Raw genomic sequence first — 14,968 nt, forward strand, 5'->3', positions numbered from 1 at the left:
GATGACGCGCTATGCTTTACTGGTAAGGGGCATTAATGTCGGTGGGAAGAATAAGGTTGCTATGGCGCAACTTCGTCAAGAACTGACAGAGTTGGGACTGGAAAAGGTTGAAACCTACATCAACAGTGGCAACATTTTCTTTACTTCGACAGCTCCCAAAGCCCAATTGGTTGAAAAGTTAGAGACTTTCTTTGAAGTCCATTATCCATTTATTCAGAGCTTTTCTTTGCTGAGTCAGGAAGATTATGAAGCAGAGCTGAAGAATCTGCCAGATTGGTGGACCAAAGACCTAGCTCGAAAAGATGTCCTCTTCTACACGGAGAGCTTGGATGTGGATCAAGTCATCGAGAAAGTGAACAGTTTGGAACTGAAAGATGAAGTGGTTCATTTTGGAAAACATGGGATTTTCTGGGGGAAATTCTCTGAAGAATCCTACTATGCAACTGCCTATCATAAGTACTTGCTCAAGATGCCTTTTTATCGCAACATCACCATTCGCAATGCTAAAACTTTTGACAAAATCGGTCAAATGCTAAAAAATAATAAAGGAGACACAGAATGACATTTTTAGATAAGATCAAAGAAACAGCTGCTTTCCTGAAAGAAAAAGGAATCCAAGCGCCTGAGTTTGGTTTAATCCTTGGATCAGGACTTGGAGAATTGGCTGAAGAAATCGAAAATCCTGTTGTAGTAGACTATGCAGATATTCCAAACTGGGGCCGTTCGACAGTAGTCGGTCACGCTGGGAAATTGGTATATGGCGACCTTGCAGGTCGAAAGGTCTTGGCTCTTCAAGGTCGCTTCCATTTCTACGAAGGAAATCCTCTTGAAGTCGTGACTTTCCCAGTACGTGTGATGAAAGTTCTCGGATGTGAAGGTGTCATTGTAACCAATGCAGCTGGCGGTATTGGTTTCGGTCCTGGTACTTTGATGGCTATCTCAGACCATATCAATATGACGGGGCAAAACCCATTGATGGGTGAAAACTTGGATGATTTTGGTCCACGTTTCCCAGATATGTCTAAAGCCTACACTCCAGAATACCGTGCTACTGCCCATGAAGTGGCTAATAAACTTGGTATCAAGCTTGATGAAGGTGTCTATATCGGTGTAACCGGTCCGACTTATGAAACACCTGCAGAGATTCGTGCCTATAAGACATTGGGAGCAGATGCAGTTGGTATGTCCACTGTTCCTGAAGTGATTGTGGCCGCTCACTCAGGCTTGAAAGTTCTAGGAATTTCATGTATTACGAACCATGCTGCTGGATTCCAAGAAGAACTCAATCACGAAGAAGTTGTGGAAGTAACAGAACGTGTCAAAGGTGACTTCAAAGGTTTGCTTAAAGCGATTCTTGCTGAATTGTAATCAATACTTATTATAGAAAGGTAGAGTGAAGTGTTCTGATTTGAACACGAGCGGAAAATTTTTCTAAAAAAATTGAAAGGTAGGTAGTTTGGGTTTAAATTGAGCCCGTGCTGTTCACCTATTTGTCATCAAAATTAAGAAAGAAAGGAATTGAACCCACCCTAAAAGCAGTGGGAAAAAGACAGTTGGTCTAGTGAGCATCGCACACTGCACCCAACTCCAATTTTCCCTTCGCTTTTTGACGGGTTTGGTATCTTTCTAAATATCAAATATAAATTAAAGAAAGGATGGGCTCCTTGTATTCGCTGAACTGAATACGGGCGGAGAACTGTGTAAAAAAGATAAACTGTCTAACATCTGCGATGTGTCGTCAGTTTCCTATTTTTCCTTTGTTCTCTGTCGCCTGTCCTATTAATAAAAAAGAAAGGTAGAGTGAAGTGTTCTGATTTGAACACGAGCGGAAAACTCGGAAAATAGATAATCTGACTGAAAAATCAGGATTTCTCGTCAGATTCCTAATTTTCAGTCGTTTTCTTCTCGCTCTTTGTATCATAAACTATGTCTATCCATATTGCTGCTAAGCAAGGTGAAATTGCTGATAAAATTCTTCTTCCTGGGGATCCTCTTCGTGCCAAGTTTATTGCTGAGAATTTCCTTGAAGATGCTGTTTGCTTTAACGAAGTGCGTAACATGTTTGGCTACACAGGCACTTATAAAGGTCATCGTGTATCTGTCATGGGGACCGGAATGGGGATGCCATCCATTTCGATTTATGCACGCGAGTTGATTGTTGACTACGGTGTGAAGAAATTAATCCGTGTGGGAACGGCTGGATCTTTGAATGAGGATGTTCACGTCCGTGAATTGGTCTTGGCTCAAGCAGCTGCAACCAACTCAAACATCATCCGCAACGATTGGCCTCAATACGATTTCCCACAAATCGCAAGTTTTGACTTGCTAGATAAGGCTTACCATATTGCTAAAGACCTTGGCATGACTACACACGTCGGCAATGTCTTGTCATCAGATGTTTTCTACTCAAACTACTTTGAAAAGAACATTGAGCTTGGTAAATGGGGTGTGAAAGCCGTGGAAATGGAAGCAGCAGCTCTTTACTATTTGGCAGCTCAACACCATGTGGATGCCCTTGCCATCATGACAATTTCTGATAGCTTGGTTAATCCAGATGAAGATACGACTGCTGAAGAACGTCAAAATACTTTCACAGATATGATGAAAGTTGGTCTTGAGACCTTAATTGCTGAATAAAAGGGAACACAAAAGGAAGATTTTCTGGATGAAAATCTTCCTTTTTTAGTTATTCAGTCCATACTGACCTTAATGGAATGTTACTCTATCGTCTATTTTTTAAGAGATTGCAAGAAATAATCAATCTCTGCTTGAGAATGGAGAATATGCATCTTTTCAGGGTAGGTATCACTTAATTTTTGGTATCTTACCTTAGCATTTTTTGTTCGTCCGTCCCAGAGAATCCAGCGTATAAATTCCCAGTTAAATTGTTCAGGACAACCGTCTGCCATACTTTCTCTAACTTTTCCTCTGTATTGTAGATAACGCATAAAGGCTCTAAACAAGCAGTTCCAGGCTGAAAAGTTTAGAAAGATAATCTGATCAGCTTGCTCCATTCTTTCCTCGTAGCAACACCATGTATAGTTGCCGTCGATAACCCAATCCTCATGTTTAGAAAGGAAAGTCTTCATCTCTTTTAACATCCAATCGTGGTCGCTATCTTGCCACCCAGGCTGAAATTGCAATCGGTCTATATGGAGTTTGGGAATGGAGTAGTAGCTGGAAAGTTTTTCTGCCAGAGTAGATTTACCTGAGCCTGAATATCCTATAACAGCAATTTTCATGATAACCTCCAGAAAAATGTGTACAAAAAAAGCTCCGAAGAGCTCATTTTGTATCCAGTTAAAGATTAACCAAGTTTAGATGCAAGACGTGCTTTATCACGGTTAGCTTTATTCTTGTGGATCAAACCTTTAGTTTCTGCTTTATCGATGGCTGAGCTAGCAGCACGGTAAAGTTCTTCAGATGGGTTTGCTTCAAAAGCTTTGATAGCAGTACGCATAGCTGATTTTTGAGCTGAGTTCTTTTCGTTTTGTTTAACGTTCAATTCAGCGCGTTTGATAGCTGATTTAATGTTTGCCAATGTTCTTACCTCCATATTTACTAACTATACCATTATATCTGAAAACTATTATTTTGACAAGGGGAAATCACTTTTTTAAATAAATTTCATCAATTTCATGATTTTTAGATTTATGAAGAATGACTTCTGCCCGATTTCTGGTTGGTTCGATGTAGTTTTGTAGATTGGTCAAATTAATACTTGTCCAAACCTGATGGGCAAAATCTTTGACTTCACTAATTGGTTGCTGGGTGAAACGATAGTAATAGTTGTTTGGATCATCTTGTGCAAAGCTAAGGAGTTTCAAGAAACGGTCCAAATACCAGCTCTCGATATCCTCGACTGCAGCATCTACATAGATTGAAAAATCGAAGAAGTCTGTAATATAAAGACGGCTGTTATGTGGTGTTTGAAAGACATTAATACCTTCTACAATGACAAAATCTGCTGCTTGAACTCTTTGTGTTTTATCAGGTACGATATCGTAGATTTCGTGAGAATAAACGGGGATATCTACATCCTGACCGTTTTTAAGTTGATCAAGGAAATCGAGCAAGCTTTCCATATCATAACTCTCAGGGAAACCTTTTCGGTTTAGGATGTTTCGCTCATTTAAGATGCTGTTAGGATACAGAAAGCCATCAGTTGTCACTAATTCAACACTTGCTTCTGGAAAAATACGGGAAAGCAAAATTTGTAAGAGTCGGCTAGTAGTTGATTTGCCAACAGCGACACTACCTGAAATTCCGATAATAAATGGCTGATTTTTACTCTCCCTTTGGAGGAAAATCCCTTTTGAAAAGGCTAGGTCTTCTTTGGAGCGTTTGTAGATTTGAATCAGATGAGCTAGCGGCAGGTAAATATCTGTTACATCTTGGAGACTAATCTGGTCATTAAAACTCTTAATCGAATCCAATTCCTCCTCGGTTAAAGGAGGTGTTGTCTTACGATGTAAAGATTGCCAAGTTCCGCGACTGATTTTTTCATAATGTATAAATTCGTTGGTCATAAAATTTCCTCGTTTGATATCTCAGTATACCATAATTTACAAAGAAAGACATCTGAATCATTTGAGAAAAAGCGCTTTCTTTGTTAGAATAGAGGTAGAATAAACATCAAAAGAGGTGATGTTATGAGACTAGTGGTGAATGATAAAATCCTAAAACTGACTAGCTTACTGATTGTGATTCTGTGGTTATCTCCGACTTTAATTGAGTTTACTGTGAGTTTAGGAAGTCAAACCTGTAGTTGGTCTGCCTTTGTCTTGTTGTTCTTGCTACCAATCATTGGTTTTATCTACTTGATTCTCGCCATTTTAACAAGAAAATGGTGGCTTTTCTTGTTTGGTCTAGCCTGTATTTTTTCCTTTGCTATCACTATGGCATTGGGTTCTTACTTGCTCGGTCCCTAAAAGGAAATTCAACTTATATTATTTTCCTACGAATTAATGACAAAGAGAAGCCTTGGTTGTCATGTAAACGATTTACAATTAACTTATTTATGTGGTAAAATGAAACTATGAGTAAAATGTATTATGCAGAAAATCCAGATGCAGCCCATGATGTTCATGAACTTAGAGTTGAGCTACTTGGGCAAAAGATGACCTTTTTGACAGATGCTGGTGTCTTTAGTAAAAAAATGATTGATTTCGGAAGTCAGTTATTGTTAAGGTGTCTAGATGTCGAAAAAGATGAAAAAATCCTTGATGTTGGTTGTGGCTACGGTCCAATAGGTTTGTCTTTGGTTAAAGCTTATGGTGCCCAAGCGACCATGGTGGATATCAATAATCGTGCCCTGGATTTAGCCCAGCAAAATGCAGTAAAAAACAATGTTCAAGCGACTATCTTCCAGTCCAATATTTATGAGCAGGTAGAAGGTCAATTCGATCATGTCATTTCGAATCCGCCCATTCGTGCAGGCAAGCAGGTCGTTCATGAAATCATCGAGAAAAGTATTGATTATCTTATGGATGGTGGAGATTTGACCATTGTTATCCAGAAAAAACAAGGAGCTCCTAGTGCCAAAAACAAGATGGAAGAAGTCTTTGGTAATTGTGAGGTTGTGAAGAAAGACAAGGGATATTATATCCTTAGAAGTGTGAAAGAATGAGAGCAGTAGATCTAATCCAGAAAAAAAGAGACGGACAAGAACTCAGTTCCAATGAAATCCAATGGTTGGTAGAAGGCTATGTAGCTGGAACTGTTCCAGATTATCAAATGTCTGCTTTTGCTATGGCTGTATATTTTAAAGGTATGACCACTAGAGAGATTTCCGATTTGACTATGAACATGGTGAAGACAGGTCAGGAATTTGATTTATCTGCTATTGAAGGTATCAAGGTTGATAAACACTCTACCGGGGGAGTAGGAGATAAGGTTACCTTGATTTTAGCTCCATTAGTCGCTAGTTTTGACGTACCAGTTGCCAAGATGAGTGGTAGAGGTCTGGGGCACACCGGAGGTACTATCGATAAATTAGAATCTATCAAAGGTTTTCAAGTCGAACGCAGTCAGGATGACTTTATCAAACAGGTTCAGGATATCGGGGTTTCAGTTATTGGTCAATCTGACCAACTAGTCAAAGCGGATAAACTGCTCTATGCACTACGTGATGTGACAGCAACAGTTGATACCATCCCCTTGATTGCTAGTTCTGTCATGAGTAAAAAGATTGCAGCTGGGTCGGATGCTATTTTGCTGGATGTTACTGTCGGTGAAGGTGCCTTTATGAAAACAGTCGACGAGGCGCGAGAACTGGCTCAAACCATGGTGAATCTCGGGAAAGCTGTTGGTCGTAAGACTGTAGCAGTCATTACGGATATGAGTCAACCTTTGGGACGTGCCATTGGGAACCGCTTGGAAATTCTAGAAGCACTAGAAATTCTTCAGGGTAAAGGACGCGAGGATATTAGTCACTTTATCTGTGAGTTAGCTCAGATTATGCTTTCTCTGGCAAATGTTGAAAAAACAGTCGAGGAAGTAAGGCAACATCTTGAAAATGGTCAGGCACTCAAGAAATTCGAAGAGATGGTTCTAGCTCAGGGTGGAGATTTAGAAGATCTTTATCGACCTGTAACAGTTGATCATGTGGTAGATATTCCTGCTCAAGAGGATGGTATTATCGCAGAACTTCCAGCCATGGAGTTTGGTCTTTTTGCCATGAGATTAGGTGCTGGTCGTGCAGTCAAAACAGATGCTCTTGATTATGAAACAGGAATTGTTTTTGAGAAGAAAGTTGGAGAATCAGTCAAAAAAGGTGAAATTGTCGCAAAAGTATATGCAAATGGCAAAATTTCTCCGGAACTAGTTACAGATTTCCAAAAATATGTTAAAATTAAAATGAGTGATGAAACGCTAAAAATGCGTGAAATCATCGAAATTATCTCCTAATTTAAGGAAAATCCGAAATGAAATTAAATAAATACATTGACCATACGCTTTTAAACCAAGATGCAACCGAACAACAAATCGATCGTTTGCTATCTGAAGCAAATGAGTACGATTTTGCCAGTGTTTGTGTGAATCCTTGCTGGGTTTCGCATGCAAAAGCGGGTCTAACAGATACTGATGTCAAGGTTTGTACAGTTGTAGGTTTTCCTCTTGGAGCTACAACTTCAGCTGTCAAAGCCTATGAAACCAAAGAAGCCATCCAAAGTGGTGCTGACGAAATTGATATGGTTATCAACGTTGGTGCACTAAAATCAGGAAATATTGCATTAGTTGAGACAGACATTCAAGCTGTTGTTGAAGCAAGTGGAGACAAATTGGTTAAGGTTATTATTGAAGCTTGTTTGTTAACGAATGAAGAAAAAGTTCTGGCTTGCCAACTTGCTCAAAAAGCTGGTGCAGACTTTGTCAAGACTTCTACAGGTTTCTCAACAGGTGGAGCAACTTTGCCAGATGTTCAATTAATGCGTCAGACAGTTGGTCCTGATATGGGGGTCAAAGCAGCTGGTGGAGCTCGTTCTTATGCAGATGCAGTTGCCTTTGTTGAAGCAGGAGCTACTCGTATTGGAACATCTTCTGGTGTTGCAATCTTAAAAGGAGAATTAGCTGATGGCGACTACTGAGTTGATTGAATTAGCAATTGAAACTAGTAAGAAAGCTTACGTTCCCTACTCACATTTTCCGATTGGCGCTGTTTTGGTAGCCAAGGACGGAAGTATCTATACAGGGGTTAACATTGAAAATGCTAGCTACCCCTTGACCAACTGTGGCGAAAGAACTGCAATCTTTAAGGCGGTCTCTGAAGGACAACGAGACTTTTCAGAATTGATTGTCTATGGTCAAACTGAAAAACCAATTTCGCCTTGCGGTGCTTGTCGGCAAGTTATGGTCGAATTTTTTAAACCAGATCTAAAGGTGACTCTAGTCGCCAAAGATAAAACGACGGTCGAGATGACGGTCGGGGAATTACTTCCATATTCTTTTACAGACTTGCAATAGTCTGTGTCACTCTCTGAGTGGCAAGGGTCCTCGTGACCAATCAATCCATACTTGCAACTTAGTTGCGCATCTTATTTAGGAGGTTCAGTAATGAACAAGAAACAATGGCTAGGCCTTGGTCTAGTTGCAGTAGCAGCATTTGGACTTGCTGCATGTGGCAATCGCTCTTCTCGTAACGCAGCTTCATCTTCTTCTGATGTGAAGACTAAAGCAGCTATCGTTACAGATACTGGTGGTGTTGATGATAAATCATTTAACCAATCAGCTTGGGAAGGTCTTCAAGCTTGGGGTAAAGAACACAACCTTTCAAAAGACAATGGTTACACTTACTTCCAATCAACAAGTGAAGCTGACTACGCTAACAACTTGAACCAAGCAGCTGGAAGCTACAACTTGATTTTCGGTGTTGGTTTTGCTCTTCACAACGCTGTTGAAGAAGCAGCAAAAGAACATTCAGATAAAAACTATGTTTTGATTGACGATGTGATTAAAGATCAAAAGAACGTTGCTAGCGTTACTTTCGCAGATAACGAAGCAGCTTACCTTGCAGGTGTTGCAGCTGCTAAAACTACAAAAACTAAACAAGTTGGTTTTGTAGGTGGTATGGAATCTGAAGTTATTTCTCGTTTCGCAGCTGGTTTTAAAGCTGGTGTTGAGTCAGTTGACCCATCTATCAAGGTTCAAGTAGACTATGCTGGATCATTTGGTGATGCGGCTAAAGGTAAAACAATCGCTGCAGCTCAATACGCTGCAGGTGCAGACGTTATCTACCAAGCAGCTGGTGGTACTGGAGCAGGTGTCTTCTCTGAAGCTAAATCATTGAACGAAAGTAAAAATGAAAACGAAAAAGTTTGGGTTATCGGTGTAGACCGTGACCAAGTTGATGAAGGTAAATACACTTCTAAAGACGGTAAAGAAGCTAACTTCGTGCTTGCTTCTACATTGAAACAAGTTGGAACAACAGTTCAAGATATCTCAAACAAGGCTGAAAAAGGGGAATTCCCTGGTGGTCAAGTTATCGTTTACTCATTGAAGGATAAAGGTGTTGACTTGGCAGTGACAAACCTTTCTGAAGAAGGTAAAAAAGCTGTTGAAGATGCAAAAGCTAAAATCCTTGATGGTAGCATCAAAGTTCCTGAAAAATAATTGAAGGAAGTCATTTCTTAGGAAGCGGCCAGTGGCCGCTTCTTTAAGGATTGAGACAAATGGTTTTGTCTCAATAGAGCTTGCTAAGTTTCTTTAGCAGGTTTTATTGAAACAAAATATAATTCTGAAAGGAAGAGCACATGGCACACGAAAATGTCATTGAGATGCGTGAAATTACCAAAGTTTTTGGTGAATTTGTCGCTAACGACAAGATTAACCTTGAACTTCGTAAAGGTGAAATTCATGCACTTTTAGGAGAAAATGGAGCTGGTAAGTCCACTCTTATGAACATGCTAGCGGGGCTTCTAGAACCAACTAGTGGTGAAATTGTGGTCAACGGTCAAGTTGTAAAGCTAGATTCGCCATCAAAAGCGGCTAGCTTAGGAATTGGGATGGTCCACCAACACTTTATGTTGGTAGAAGCTTTCACTGTTGCTGAAAATATCATTTTGGGGAGTGAATTGACCAAAAATGGTGTGCTAGATATTGCTCGTGCAACTCGAGAAATCAATGAGTTGTCTGAACGTTATGGTCTTGCTGTGGATCCTTCTGCCAAAGTTGCAGACATCTCTGTCGGCGCTCAACAACGTGTTGAAATCCTAAAGACACTTTATCGTGGAGCTGATATTCTTATCTTTGACGAACCTACTGCTGTTTTGACGCCATCAGAAATTGATGAGTTGATGGCTATCATGAAGAACTTGGTTAAAGAAGGTAAATCAATTATCTTGATTACCCATAAGTTGGATGAGATTCGTGCTGTATCAGATCGTGTTACAGTTATCCGTCGTGGTAAATCTATTGAAACAGTTGAGATTGCTGGTGCGACTAATGCTGACTTAGCTGAGATGATGGTAGGACGTTCTGTTTCCTTTAAAACTGAGAAACAGGAAGCTCAACCTAAAGAAGTTATTCTGTCTATTAAAGACCTAGTAGTAAACGAAAACCGTGGTGTTCCTGCTGTTAAAAATCTCTCACTCGATGTTCGAGCTGGTGAGATTGTCGGAATTGCCGGTATTGATGGAAATGGTCAATCTGAATTAATCCAAGCTATCACTGGTCTTCGTAAGATTGAGTCTGGTAGCGTGGAGTTGAAAGGCCAGTCTATCGTAGGTTTACACCCTCGTCAAATTACAGAAATGAGTGTAGGCCACGTTCCAGAAGATCGCCACCGTGATGGTTTAGTTTTAGAAATGATGATTTCTGAAAATATCGCTCTTCAAACCTACTATAAGGAACCTCTTAGCAAGAAGGGAATCTTAAACTACACCAATATCATCGGGTACGCTAAACAGTTAATGCAAGAATTCGATGTGCGTGCTGCTAGTGAGATTGTTCCAGCATCAGCTCTTTCTGGAGGAAATCAACAAAAAGCAATTATCGCTCGAGAAGTCGATCGAAATCCTGATCTCCTAATCGTCAGTCAACCTACTCGTGGTTTGGACGTCGGTGCTATTGAGTACATTCACAAACGCTTGATTCAAGAACGTGATAATGGGAAAGCTGTCCTTGTAGTCAGCTTTGAACTAGATGAGATTCTAAATGTCTCTGATAGAATTGCTGTTATCCATGATGGTAAGATTCAAGGGATTGTAACGCCAGAAACAACCAACAAACAAGAGCTTGGTGTCTTGATGGCTGGTGGTGAATTGGAAAAAGGAGAAGAGTGATGTCTAAAAAATTACAACAAATTTCGGTTCCTTTGATTTCTGTTATTTTAGGAATTCTACTCGGAGCCATCGTCATGTGGATTTTCGGCTACGATGCTATCTGGGGCTATGAAGAACTATTCTACACAGCATTTGGTAGTGTTCGTGGAATCGGTGAAATCTTCCGTGCTATGGGACCTTTAATTCTGATTGCCCTTGGATTTGCAGTTGCAAGTCGTGCTGGTTTCTTTAACGTTGGTCTTCCAGGACAAGCTCTCGCAGGTTGGGTTATGAGTGGCTGGTTCGCCCTCTCTTTCCCAGATTTGCCACGACCATTGATGATTCTTGCGACGATTGTAATTGCTTTAGTTGCGGGAGGGATCGTTGGTGCTATTCCTGGTATCTTAAGAGCCTACCTTGGGACATCTGAGGTTATCGTAACCATTATGATGAACTACATTGTTCTTTATGTGGGGAATGCCTTTATCCACAGCTTCCCTAAAGAAATTATGCAAAGTACGGATTCGTCTATTCGTGTTAGTGCAAATGCAACTTATCAAACACCTTGGCTTGCTGAGCTAACAGGAAATTCTCGTATGAACATTGGGATTTTCTTTGCGATCATAGCTGTTGCGGTTATCTGGTTCATGCTTAAGAAGACAACTCTCGGTTTTGAGATCCGTGCAGTTGGTCTAAATCCAAATGCTTCTGAATATGCAGGTATTTCTGCAAAACGCACCATTATTCTATCCATGATTATTTCGGGTGCCCTCGCAGGACTTGGTGGAGCAGTAGAAGGACTTGGTACCTTCCAAAACGTCTACGTTCAAGGTTCATCATTGGCAGTCGGATTTAACGGTATGGCAGTAAGTCTACTTGCGTCAAACTCCCCAGTTGGAATTCTATTTGCAGCCTTCTTATTCAGTGTCCTACAGGTTGGAGCACCGGGTATGAATGCTGCACAAGTACCATCTGAGCTTGTAAGTATCGTTACAGCCTCAATTATCTTCTTTGTCAGCGTTCACTACATCATCGAACGCTTTGTCAAACCAAGAAAACAACTTAAAGGAGGTAAATAAGGATGTCGATTACAACAATGTTAACCCTTATGGTTTCGTCCATGTTGATTTATGCAGCACCACTTATTTTCACAAGTATCGGAGGAGTTTTCTCTGAACGTGGAGGAGTTGTTAACGTTGGTCTTGAAGGAATCATGGTCATGGGTGCCTTTTCTGGAGTTGTTTTTAACCTTGAATTTGCTCAAGATTTGGGAGCATTAACTCCTTGGTTAGCTCTTCTAGTTGGTGGATTAGTCGGAGCTATCTTCTCGATCATTCATGCAGTAGCTACAGTTCATTTCCGTGCAGACCATGTTGTCAGTGGTACTGTACTTAACTTGATGGCGCCAGCCTTGGCAGTTTTCTTGGTGAAGGTACTTTATAATAAGGGACAAACGGATAACTTAACACAAACTTTTGGTCGTTTTGACTTCCCGGTATTAGCTAATATCCCTGTTATCGGAGATATCTTCTTCAAGTCAACTAGTCTACTAGGTTACCTAGCAATTGCTTTCTCATTCCTAGCTTGGTTTATCCTCTTTAAGACTCGCTTTGGACTTCGCCTTCGTTCAGTTGGTGAACACCCACAAGCAGCAGATACTTTGGGTATCAATGTCTACAAGATGAGATATCTTGGAGTTGTGATTTCAGGCTTCCTTGGAGGAATCGGTGGAGCTATTTACGCTCAGTCAATCTCCGTCAACTTCTCAGTTACAACGATCGTCGGACCTGGATTTATCGCTCTTGCAGCCATGATCTTTGGTAAATGGAATCCTGTTGGTGCTATGCTTTCAAGTCTTTTCTTTGGGCTATCACAAAGTTTGGCAGTTATCGGTTCTCAGCTTCCTTTCTTGCAAGGAGTTCCAGCAGTTTACTTGCAAATCGCACCATATCTCTTGACCATTGTCGTTCTAGCGGCCTTCTTTGGTAAAGCTGTTGCGCCGAAGGCAGATGGTATCAACTATATCAAGTCTAAATAACATAAAAAAACGTCAGTTGAAACTGACGTTTTATTTTTTTGGTTCTTGGTGTGTTATGTTAAGTCCCCAAGGAATGAGATTTTCTGTTTTATTTTGGATCCGTTTGATATTGTCCTTGTGTCGCACAATCACTAGACTAGCAAGAGCAATAATTATCACAGTAAAAAGTAGGTCATAACTACTCAAGATAAATCCAAAAAGAGGAAATAGAAGGACTCCAATAATCGCAGCAATAGCAGCTGAAATACTAGAGAGGGAAATCATACTTCCCAGATAAAGGATTCCAAAGAAAATGACTGCTAGATAAAGGCAAAAGAGAGGAGCAAATCCAAAAATAACTCCTGCGCTGGTAGCGACAGCCTTGCCACCCTTGAATTTGGCAAAGATTGGGAAGGTGTGGCCAATGACTGCTAAAAGCCCAAAGACGATTGGTGAAACTCCCTGTACATGGAAGATTAGTGGAAGTAGAGTGGCCAAAGTACCTTTAAAGAAATCAATTACAAAGGTTGCCATTCCAGCTTTCTTTCCTAGGATTCGGAAGGTATTGGTCGTCCCAGTATTACCAGATCCATGTTCTCTTAGATTGATGTTAAAGAAGATTTGTCCAATCCACAAGCCTGAAGGAATTGAACCTAATAAATAAGCTAAAATTAATAATACTATTGTCATCATGTATCTATTATACCATGAAATGAGAGAGAATCCGAACTAAATTTTTTTCAAACTGTGACATCTGATACTTTATGCAACTAGAAATTTTTTAGATAAACGCTTTGGTTAATTCAAAAACCAAGGAAAAGTTTTAAAAATTCATGGAAATTTCTGAAAATCCTTGATTTTGTGTTTATTTATGCTATAATAGGAACAATTATTTTTAGGAGGTGGAATATGTCTTACTTATTTGAGATATTACCAAGTTTATTGAGCGGTGCGACAATGACTTTACAAGTTTTTGCACTGGTCTTACTCTTTTCAATCCCTTTAGGCATTTTGGTTGCCTTTTGCTTACAGGTGCATTGGAAACCCCTCCATTACATGATTGATGTTTATATTTGGGTGATGCGCGGAACACCCTTGCTCTTGCAACTAATTTTTATTTATTATGTTCTACCAAGTATTGGGATTCGATTGGATCGAGTGCCTGCAGCGATTATTGCCTTCACGCTTAATTATGCAGCCTACTTTGCTGAAATTTTCCGTGGAGGGATTGCAACCATTCCTCAGGGGCAATACGAAGCAGCTAAGGTTTTGAAATTTAATCCTATTGATACCGTTCGTTATATCATTTTGCCACAGGTGACCAAGATTGTCCTACCAAGTGTATTTAACGAGGTTATGAGTTTGGTTAAGGATACTTCTCTGGTCTATGCGCTCGGTATTTCAGATTTAATCCTAGCTAGTCGTACTGCAGCCAATCGTGATGCTAGCTTGATTCCAATGTTTCTAGCAGGAGCTATTTATCTGCTTATGATTGGTATCGTTACAATTTTAGCTAAGAAACTTGAGAAAAAATTCAGCTACTATAGATAGGAGGTTATCCATGTTAGAGTTAAGAAATATCAGCAAAAAATTTGGAAAAAAAGAAATTTTATCCAATTTCAGTTTAACAATTCCTGAAAAGCAGATTTTGGCTATCGTTGGTCCTTCTGGAGGTGGAAAGACAACCTTGCTTAGAATGTTAGCTGGACTTGAAACTATTGATTCAGGAGAGATCTTTTATAATGGAGCATCCCTACCATTGGATGAACTTGAAAAGCGCCACTTGTTGGGATTTGTTTTTCAAGATTTTCAGCTTTTTCCTCACTTATCCGTTATGGAGAACTTGATCTTGTCACCTATTAAGACTATGGGAATGTCTGAAGTAGACGCAAAGAAGAAGGCGGCTGACTTACTCGCTCGTCTAGGGCTCGAAGCTCACGCAGATGCTTATCCATACTCATTATCTGGTGGTCAAAAGCAACGGGTTGCCTTAGCACGTGCAATGATGATAGATCCAGAAGTGATTGGATATGATGAACCAACTTCTGCCCTTGATCCAGAGTTGCGTCTCGAAGTTGAAAAACTGATTTTACAAAATCGAGACTTAGGCATGACGCAGATTGTCGTGACCCACGATCTCCAGTTTGCAGAAAATATTGCTGACCAGATTCTCAAAGTAGAGCCTAAGTAG

At 40.2% G+C, this 14,968-nt stretch carries 18 protein-coding genes; 14 read left to right on the forward strand and 4 right to left on the reverse strand.

Going from position 1 to position 14,968, the window contains the following annotated elements; translation table 11 throughout:
- Position 1: 1 nt before the first annotated feature.
- The 3 genes from ACVAMZ_RS03460 to deoD all read left to right on the forward strand — a co-directional run bounded on the left by ACVAMZ_RS03460 (position 2) and on the right by deoD (position 2,637).
- Positions 2-562, forward strand: a complete 561-nt coding sequence (locus tag ACVAMZ_RS03460) for a DUF1697 domain-containing protein (protein WP_461685053.1) — start codon at positions 2-4, stop codon at positions 560-562.
- A complete protein-coding gene (locus tag ACVAMZ_RS03465; RefSeq protein WP_461685054.1) occupies positions 559-1,368 on the forward strand; it encodes a purine-nucleoside phosphorylase in 810 nt (269 codons plus the stop codon). The genes ACVAMZ_RS03460 and ACVAMZ_RS03465 overlap by 4 nt, the downstream gene beginning before the upstream one ends.
- A gap of 558 nt (positions 1,369-1,926) precedes the next feature.
- Positions 1,927-2,637: a purine-nucleoside phosphorylase gene (deoD, locus tag ACVAMZ_RS03470; RefSeq protein WP_025173256.1), complete on the forward strand. Its 711-nt coding sequence runs from the start codon at positions 1,927-1,929 to the stop codon at positions 2,635-2,637.
- A 92-nt stretch (positions 2,638-2,729) separates the two neighbouring features.
- Here the strand turns inward: deoD and ACVAMZ_RS03475 are convergent, their stop codons facing one another.
- From ACVAMZ_RS03475 to coaA, 3 genes are all read right to left on the reverse strand, one after another.
- Positions 2,730-3,242 (reverse strand): DNA topology modulation protein, encoded by a 513-nt coding sequence (locus ACVAMZ_RS03475; RefSeq protein ID WP_461685055.1) that lies wholly within the window; start codon positions 3,240-3,242, stop codon positions 2,730-2,732.
- Between the two features lie 65 nt (positions 3,243-3,307).
- Positions 3,308-3,556, reverse strand: coding sequence for a 30S ribosomal protein S20 (rpsT, locus tag ACVAMZ_RS03480; protein ID WP_006148721.1), 249 nt, complete (start codon positions 3,554-3,556; stop codon positions 3,308-3,310).
- 52 nt (positions 3,557-3,608) lie between these two features.
- Entirely contained in the window at positions 3,609-4,529 is a 921-nt protein-coding gene (gene coaA / locus ACVAMZ_RS03485) for a type I pantothenate kinase (RefSeq protein WP_006148720.1), read from the reverse strand.
- A 123-nt stretch (positions 4,530-4,652) separates the two neighbouring features.
- Between coaA and ACVAMZ_RS03490 the strand changes: the two genes are divergently transcribed.
- The 9 genes from ACVAMZ_RS03490 to ACVAMZ_RS03530 all read left to right on the forward strand — a co-directional run bounded on the left by ACVAMZ_RS03490 (position 4,653) and on the right by ACVAMZ_RS03530 (position 12,798).
- Entirely contained in the window at positions 4,653-4,931 is a 279-nt protein-coding gene (locus tag ACVAMZ_RS03490) for a 1,4-dihydroxy-2-naphthoate prenyltransferase (protein ID WP_254724063.1), read from the forward strand.
- A gap of 107 nt (positions 4,932-5,038) precedes the next feature.
- The gene (locus tag ACVAMZ_RS03495) at positions 5,039-5,629 is read left to right on the forward strand and encodes a class I SAM-dependent methyltransferase (RefSeq protein WP_134805404.1); all 591 of its coding nucleotides are present in this window, start codon (positions 5,039-5,041) and stop codon (positions 5,627-5,629) included.
- Positions 5,626-6,909 carry a pyrimidine-nucleoside phosphorylase gene (locus tag ACVAMZ_RS03500; RefSeq protein ID WP_461685056.1) on the forward strand — a complete coding sequence of 428 codons (1,284 nt, stop codon included), beginning with the start codon at positions 5,626-5,628 and terminating at the stop codon, positions 6,907-6,909. Before ACVAMZ_RS03495 ends, ACVAMZ_RS03500 begins: the two co-directional genes overlap by 4 nt.
- A gap of 17 nt (positions 6,910-6,926) precedes the next feature.
- A complete protein-coding gene (gene deoC, locus ACVAMZ_RS03505; RefSeq protein ID WP_461685057.1) occupies positions 6,927-7,589 on the forward strand; it encodes a deoxyribose-phosphate aldolase in 663 nt (220 codons plus the stop codon).
- A complete protein-coding gene (locus tag ACVAMZ_RS03510; RefSeq protein ID WP_004253174.1) occupies positions 7,576-7,965 on the forward strand; it encodes a cytidine deaminase in 390 nt (129 codons plus the stop codon). Before deoC ends, ACVAMZ_RS03510 begins: the two co-directional genes overlap by 14 nt.
- Positions 7,966-8,055: 90 nt before the next feature.
- On the forward strand, positions 8,056-9,111 hold the full coding sequence (locus tag ACVAMZ_RS03515) for a BMP family lipoprotein (protein WP_049495883.1): 1,056 nt from the start codon (positions 8,056-8,058) through the stop codon (positions 9,109-9,111).
- 140 nt (positions 9,112-9,251) lie between these two features.
- Complete coding sequence (locus ACVAMZ_RS03520) at positions 9,252-10,781, forward strand: ABC transporter ATP-binding protein (protein WP_223332861.1); 1,530 nt, start codon at positions 9,252-9,254, stop codon at positions 10,779-10,781.
- Complete coding sequence (locus ACVAMZ_RS03525) at positions 10,781-11,839, forward strand: ABC transporter permease (protein ID WP_461685058.1); 1,059 nt, start codon at positions 10,781-10,783, stop codon at positions 11,837-11,839. The genes ACVAMZ_RS03520 and ACVAMZ_RS03525 overlap by 1 nt, the downstream gene beginning before the upstream one ends.
- A gap of 2 nt (positions 11,840-11,841) precedes the next feature.
- Complete coding sequence (locus tag ACVAMZ_RS03530) at positions 11,842-12,798, forward strand: ABC transporter permease (RefSeq protein ID WP_461685059.1); 957 nt, start codon at positions 11,842-11,844, stop codon at positions 12,796-12,798.
- Between the two features lie 30 nt (positions 12,799-12,828).
- On the opposite strand, the gene plsY is transcribed toward ACVAMZ_RS03530, so the two are convergent.
- Positions 12,829-13,470 (reverse strand): glycerol-3-phosphate 1-O-acyltransferase PlsY, encoded by a 642-nt coding sequence (gene plsY / locus ACVAMZ_RS03535; RefSeq protein ID WP_461685060.1) that lies wholly within the window; start codon positions 13,468-13,470, stop codon positions 12,829-12,831.
- Positions 13,471-13,686: 216 nt separating this feature from the next.
- Between plsY and ACVAMZ_RS03540 the strand changes: the two genes are divergently transcribed.
- Together ACVAMZ_RS03540 and ACVAMZ_RS03545 are read left to right on the forward strand one after the other, a co-directional pair.
- The gene (locus ACVAMZ_RS03540) at positions 13,687-14,328 is read left to right on the forward strand and encodes an amino acid ABC transporter permease (RefSeq protein ID WP_316108454.1); all 642 of its coding nucleotides are present in this window, start codon (positions 13,687-13,689) and stop codon (positions 14,326-14,328) included.
- A 10-nt stretch (positions 14,329-14,338) separates the two neighbouring features.
- Positions 14,339-14,968, forward strand: a complete 630-nt coding sequence (locus ACVAMZ_RS03545) for an amino acid ABC transporter ATP-binding protein (RefSeq protein ID WP_371608010.1) — start codon at positions 14,339-14,341, stop codon at positions 14,966-14,968.

Source organism: Streptococcus sp. KHUD_017 (assembly GCF_054861245.1).

Bases quoted from the DNA above. Each gene is read 5' to 3' on its own strand.
- ACVAMZ_RS03460 (WP_461685053.1), top strand. From the start codon at position 2: ATGACGCGCTATGCTTTACTGGTAAGGGGCATTAATGTCGGTGGGAAG.
- ACVAMZ_RS03465 (WP_461685054.1), top strand. From the start codon at position 559: ATGACATTTTTAGATAAGATCAAAGAAACAGCTGCTTTCCTGAAAGAA.
- deoD (WP_025173256.1), top strand. From the start codon at position 1,927: ATGTCTATCCATATTGCTGCTAAGCAAGGTGAAATTGCTGATAAAATT.
- ACVAMZ_RS03475 (WP_461685055.1), bottom strand. From the start codon at position 3,242: ATGAAAATTGCTGTTATAGGATATTCAGGCTCAGGTAAATCTACTCTG.
- rpsT (WP_006148721.1), bottom strand. From the start codon at position 3,556: ATGGAGGTAAGAACATTGGCAAACATTAAATCAGCTATCAAACGCGCT.
- coaA (WP_006148720.1), bottom strand. From the start codon at position 4,529: ATGACCAACGAATTTATACATTATGAAAAAATCAGTCGCGGAACTTGG.
- ACVAMZ_RS03490 (WP_254724063.1), top strand. From the start codon at position 4,653: ATGAGACTAGTGGTGAATGATAAAATCCTAAAACTGACTAGCTTACTG.
- ACVAMZ_RS03495 (WP_134805404.1), top strand. From the start codon at position 5,039: ATGAGTAAAATGTATTATGCAGAAAATCCAGATGCAGCCCATGATGTT.
- ACVAMZ_RS03500 (WP_461685056.1), top strand. From the start codon at position 5,626: ATGAGAGCAGTAGATCTAATCCAGAAAAAAAGAGACGGACAAGAACTC.
- deoC (WP_461685057.1), top strand. From the start codon at position 6,927: ATGAAATTAAATAAATACATTGACCATACGCTTTTAAACCAAGATGCA.
- ACVAMZ_RS03510 (WP_004253174.1), top strand. From the start codon at position 7,576: ATGGCGACTACTGAGTTGATTGAATTAGCAATTGAAACTAGTAAGAAA.
- ACVAMZ_RS03515 (WP_049495883.1), top strand. From the start codon at position 8,056: ATGAACAAGAAACAATGGCTAGGCCTTGGTCTAGTTGCAGTAGCAGCA.
- ACVAMZ_RS03520 (WP_223332861.1), top strand. From the start codon at position 9,252: ATGGCACACGAAAATGTCATTGAGATGCGTGAAATTACCAAAGTTTTT.
- ACVAMZ_RS03525 (WP_461685058.1), top strand. From the start codon at position 10,781: ATGTCTAAAAAATTACAACAAATTTCGGTTCCTTTGATTTCTGTTATT.
- ACVAMZ_RS03530 (WP_461685059.1), top strand. From the start codon at position 11,842: ATGTCGATTACAACAATGTTAACCCTTATGGTTTCGTCCATGTTGATT.
- plsY (WP_461685060.1), bottom strand. From the start codon at position 13,470: ATGATGACAATAGTATTATTAATTTTAGCTTATTTATTAGGTTCAATT.
- ACVAMZ_RS03540 (WP_316108454.1), top strand. From the start codon at position 13,687: ATGTCTTACTTATTTGAGATATTACCAAGTTTATTGAGCGGTGCGACA.
- ACVAMZ_RS03545 (WP_371608010.1), top strand. From the start codon at position 14,339: ATGTTAGAGTTAAGAAATATCAGCAAAAAATTTGGAAAAAAAGAAATT.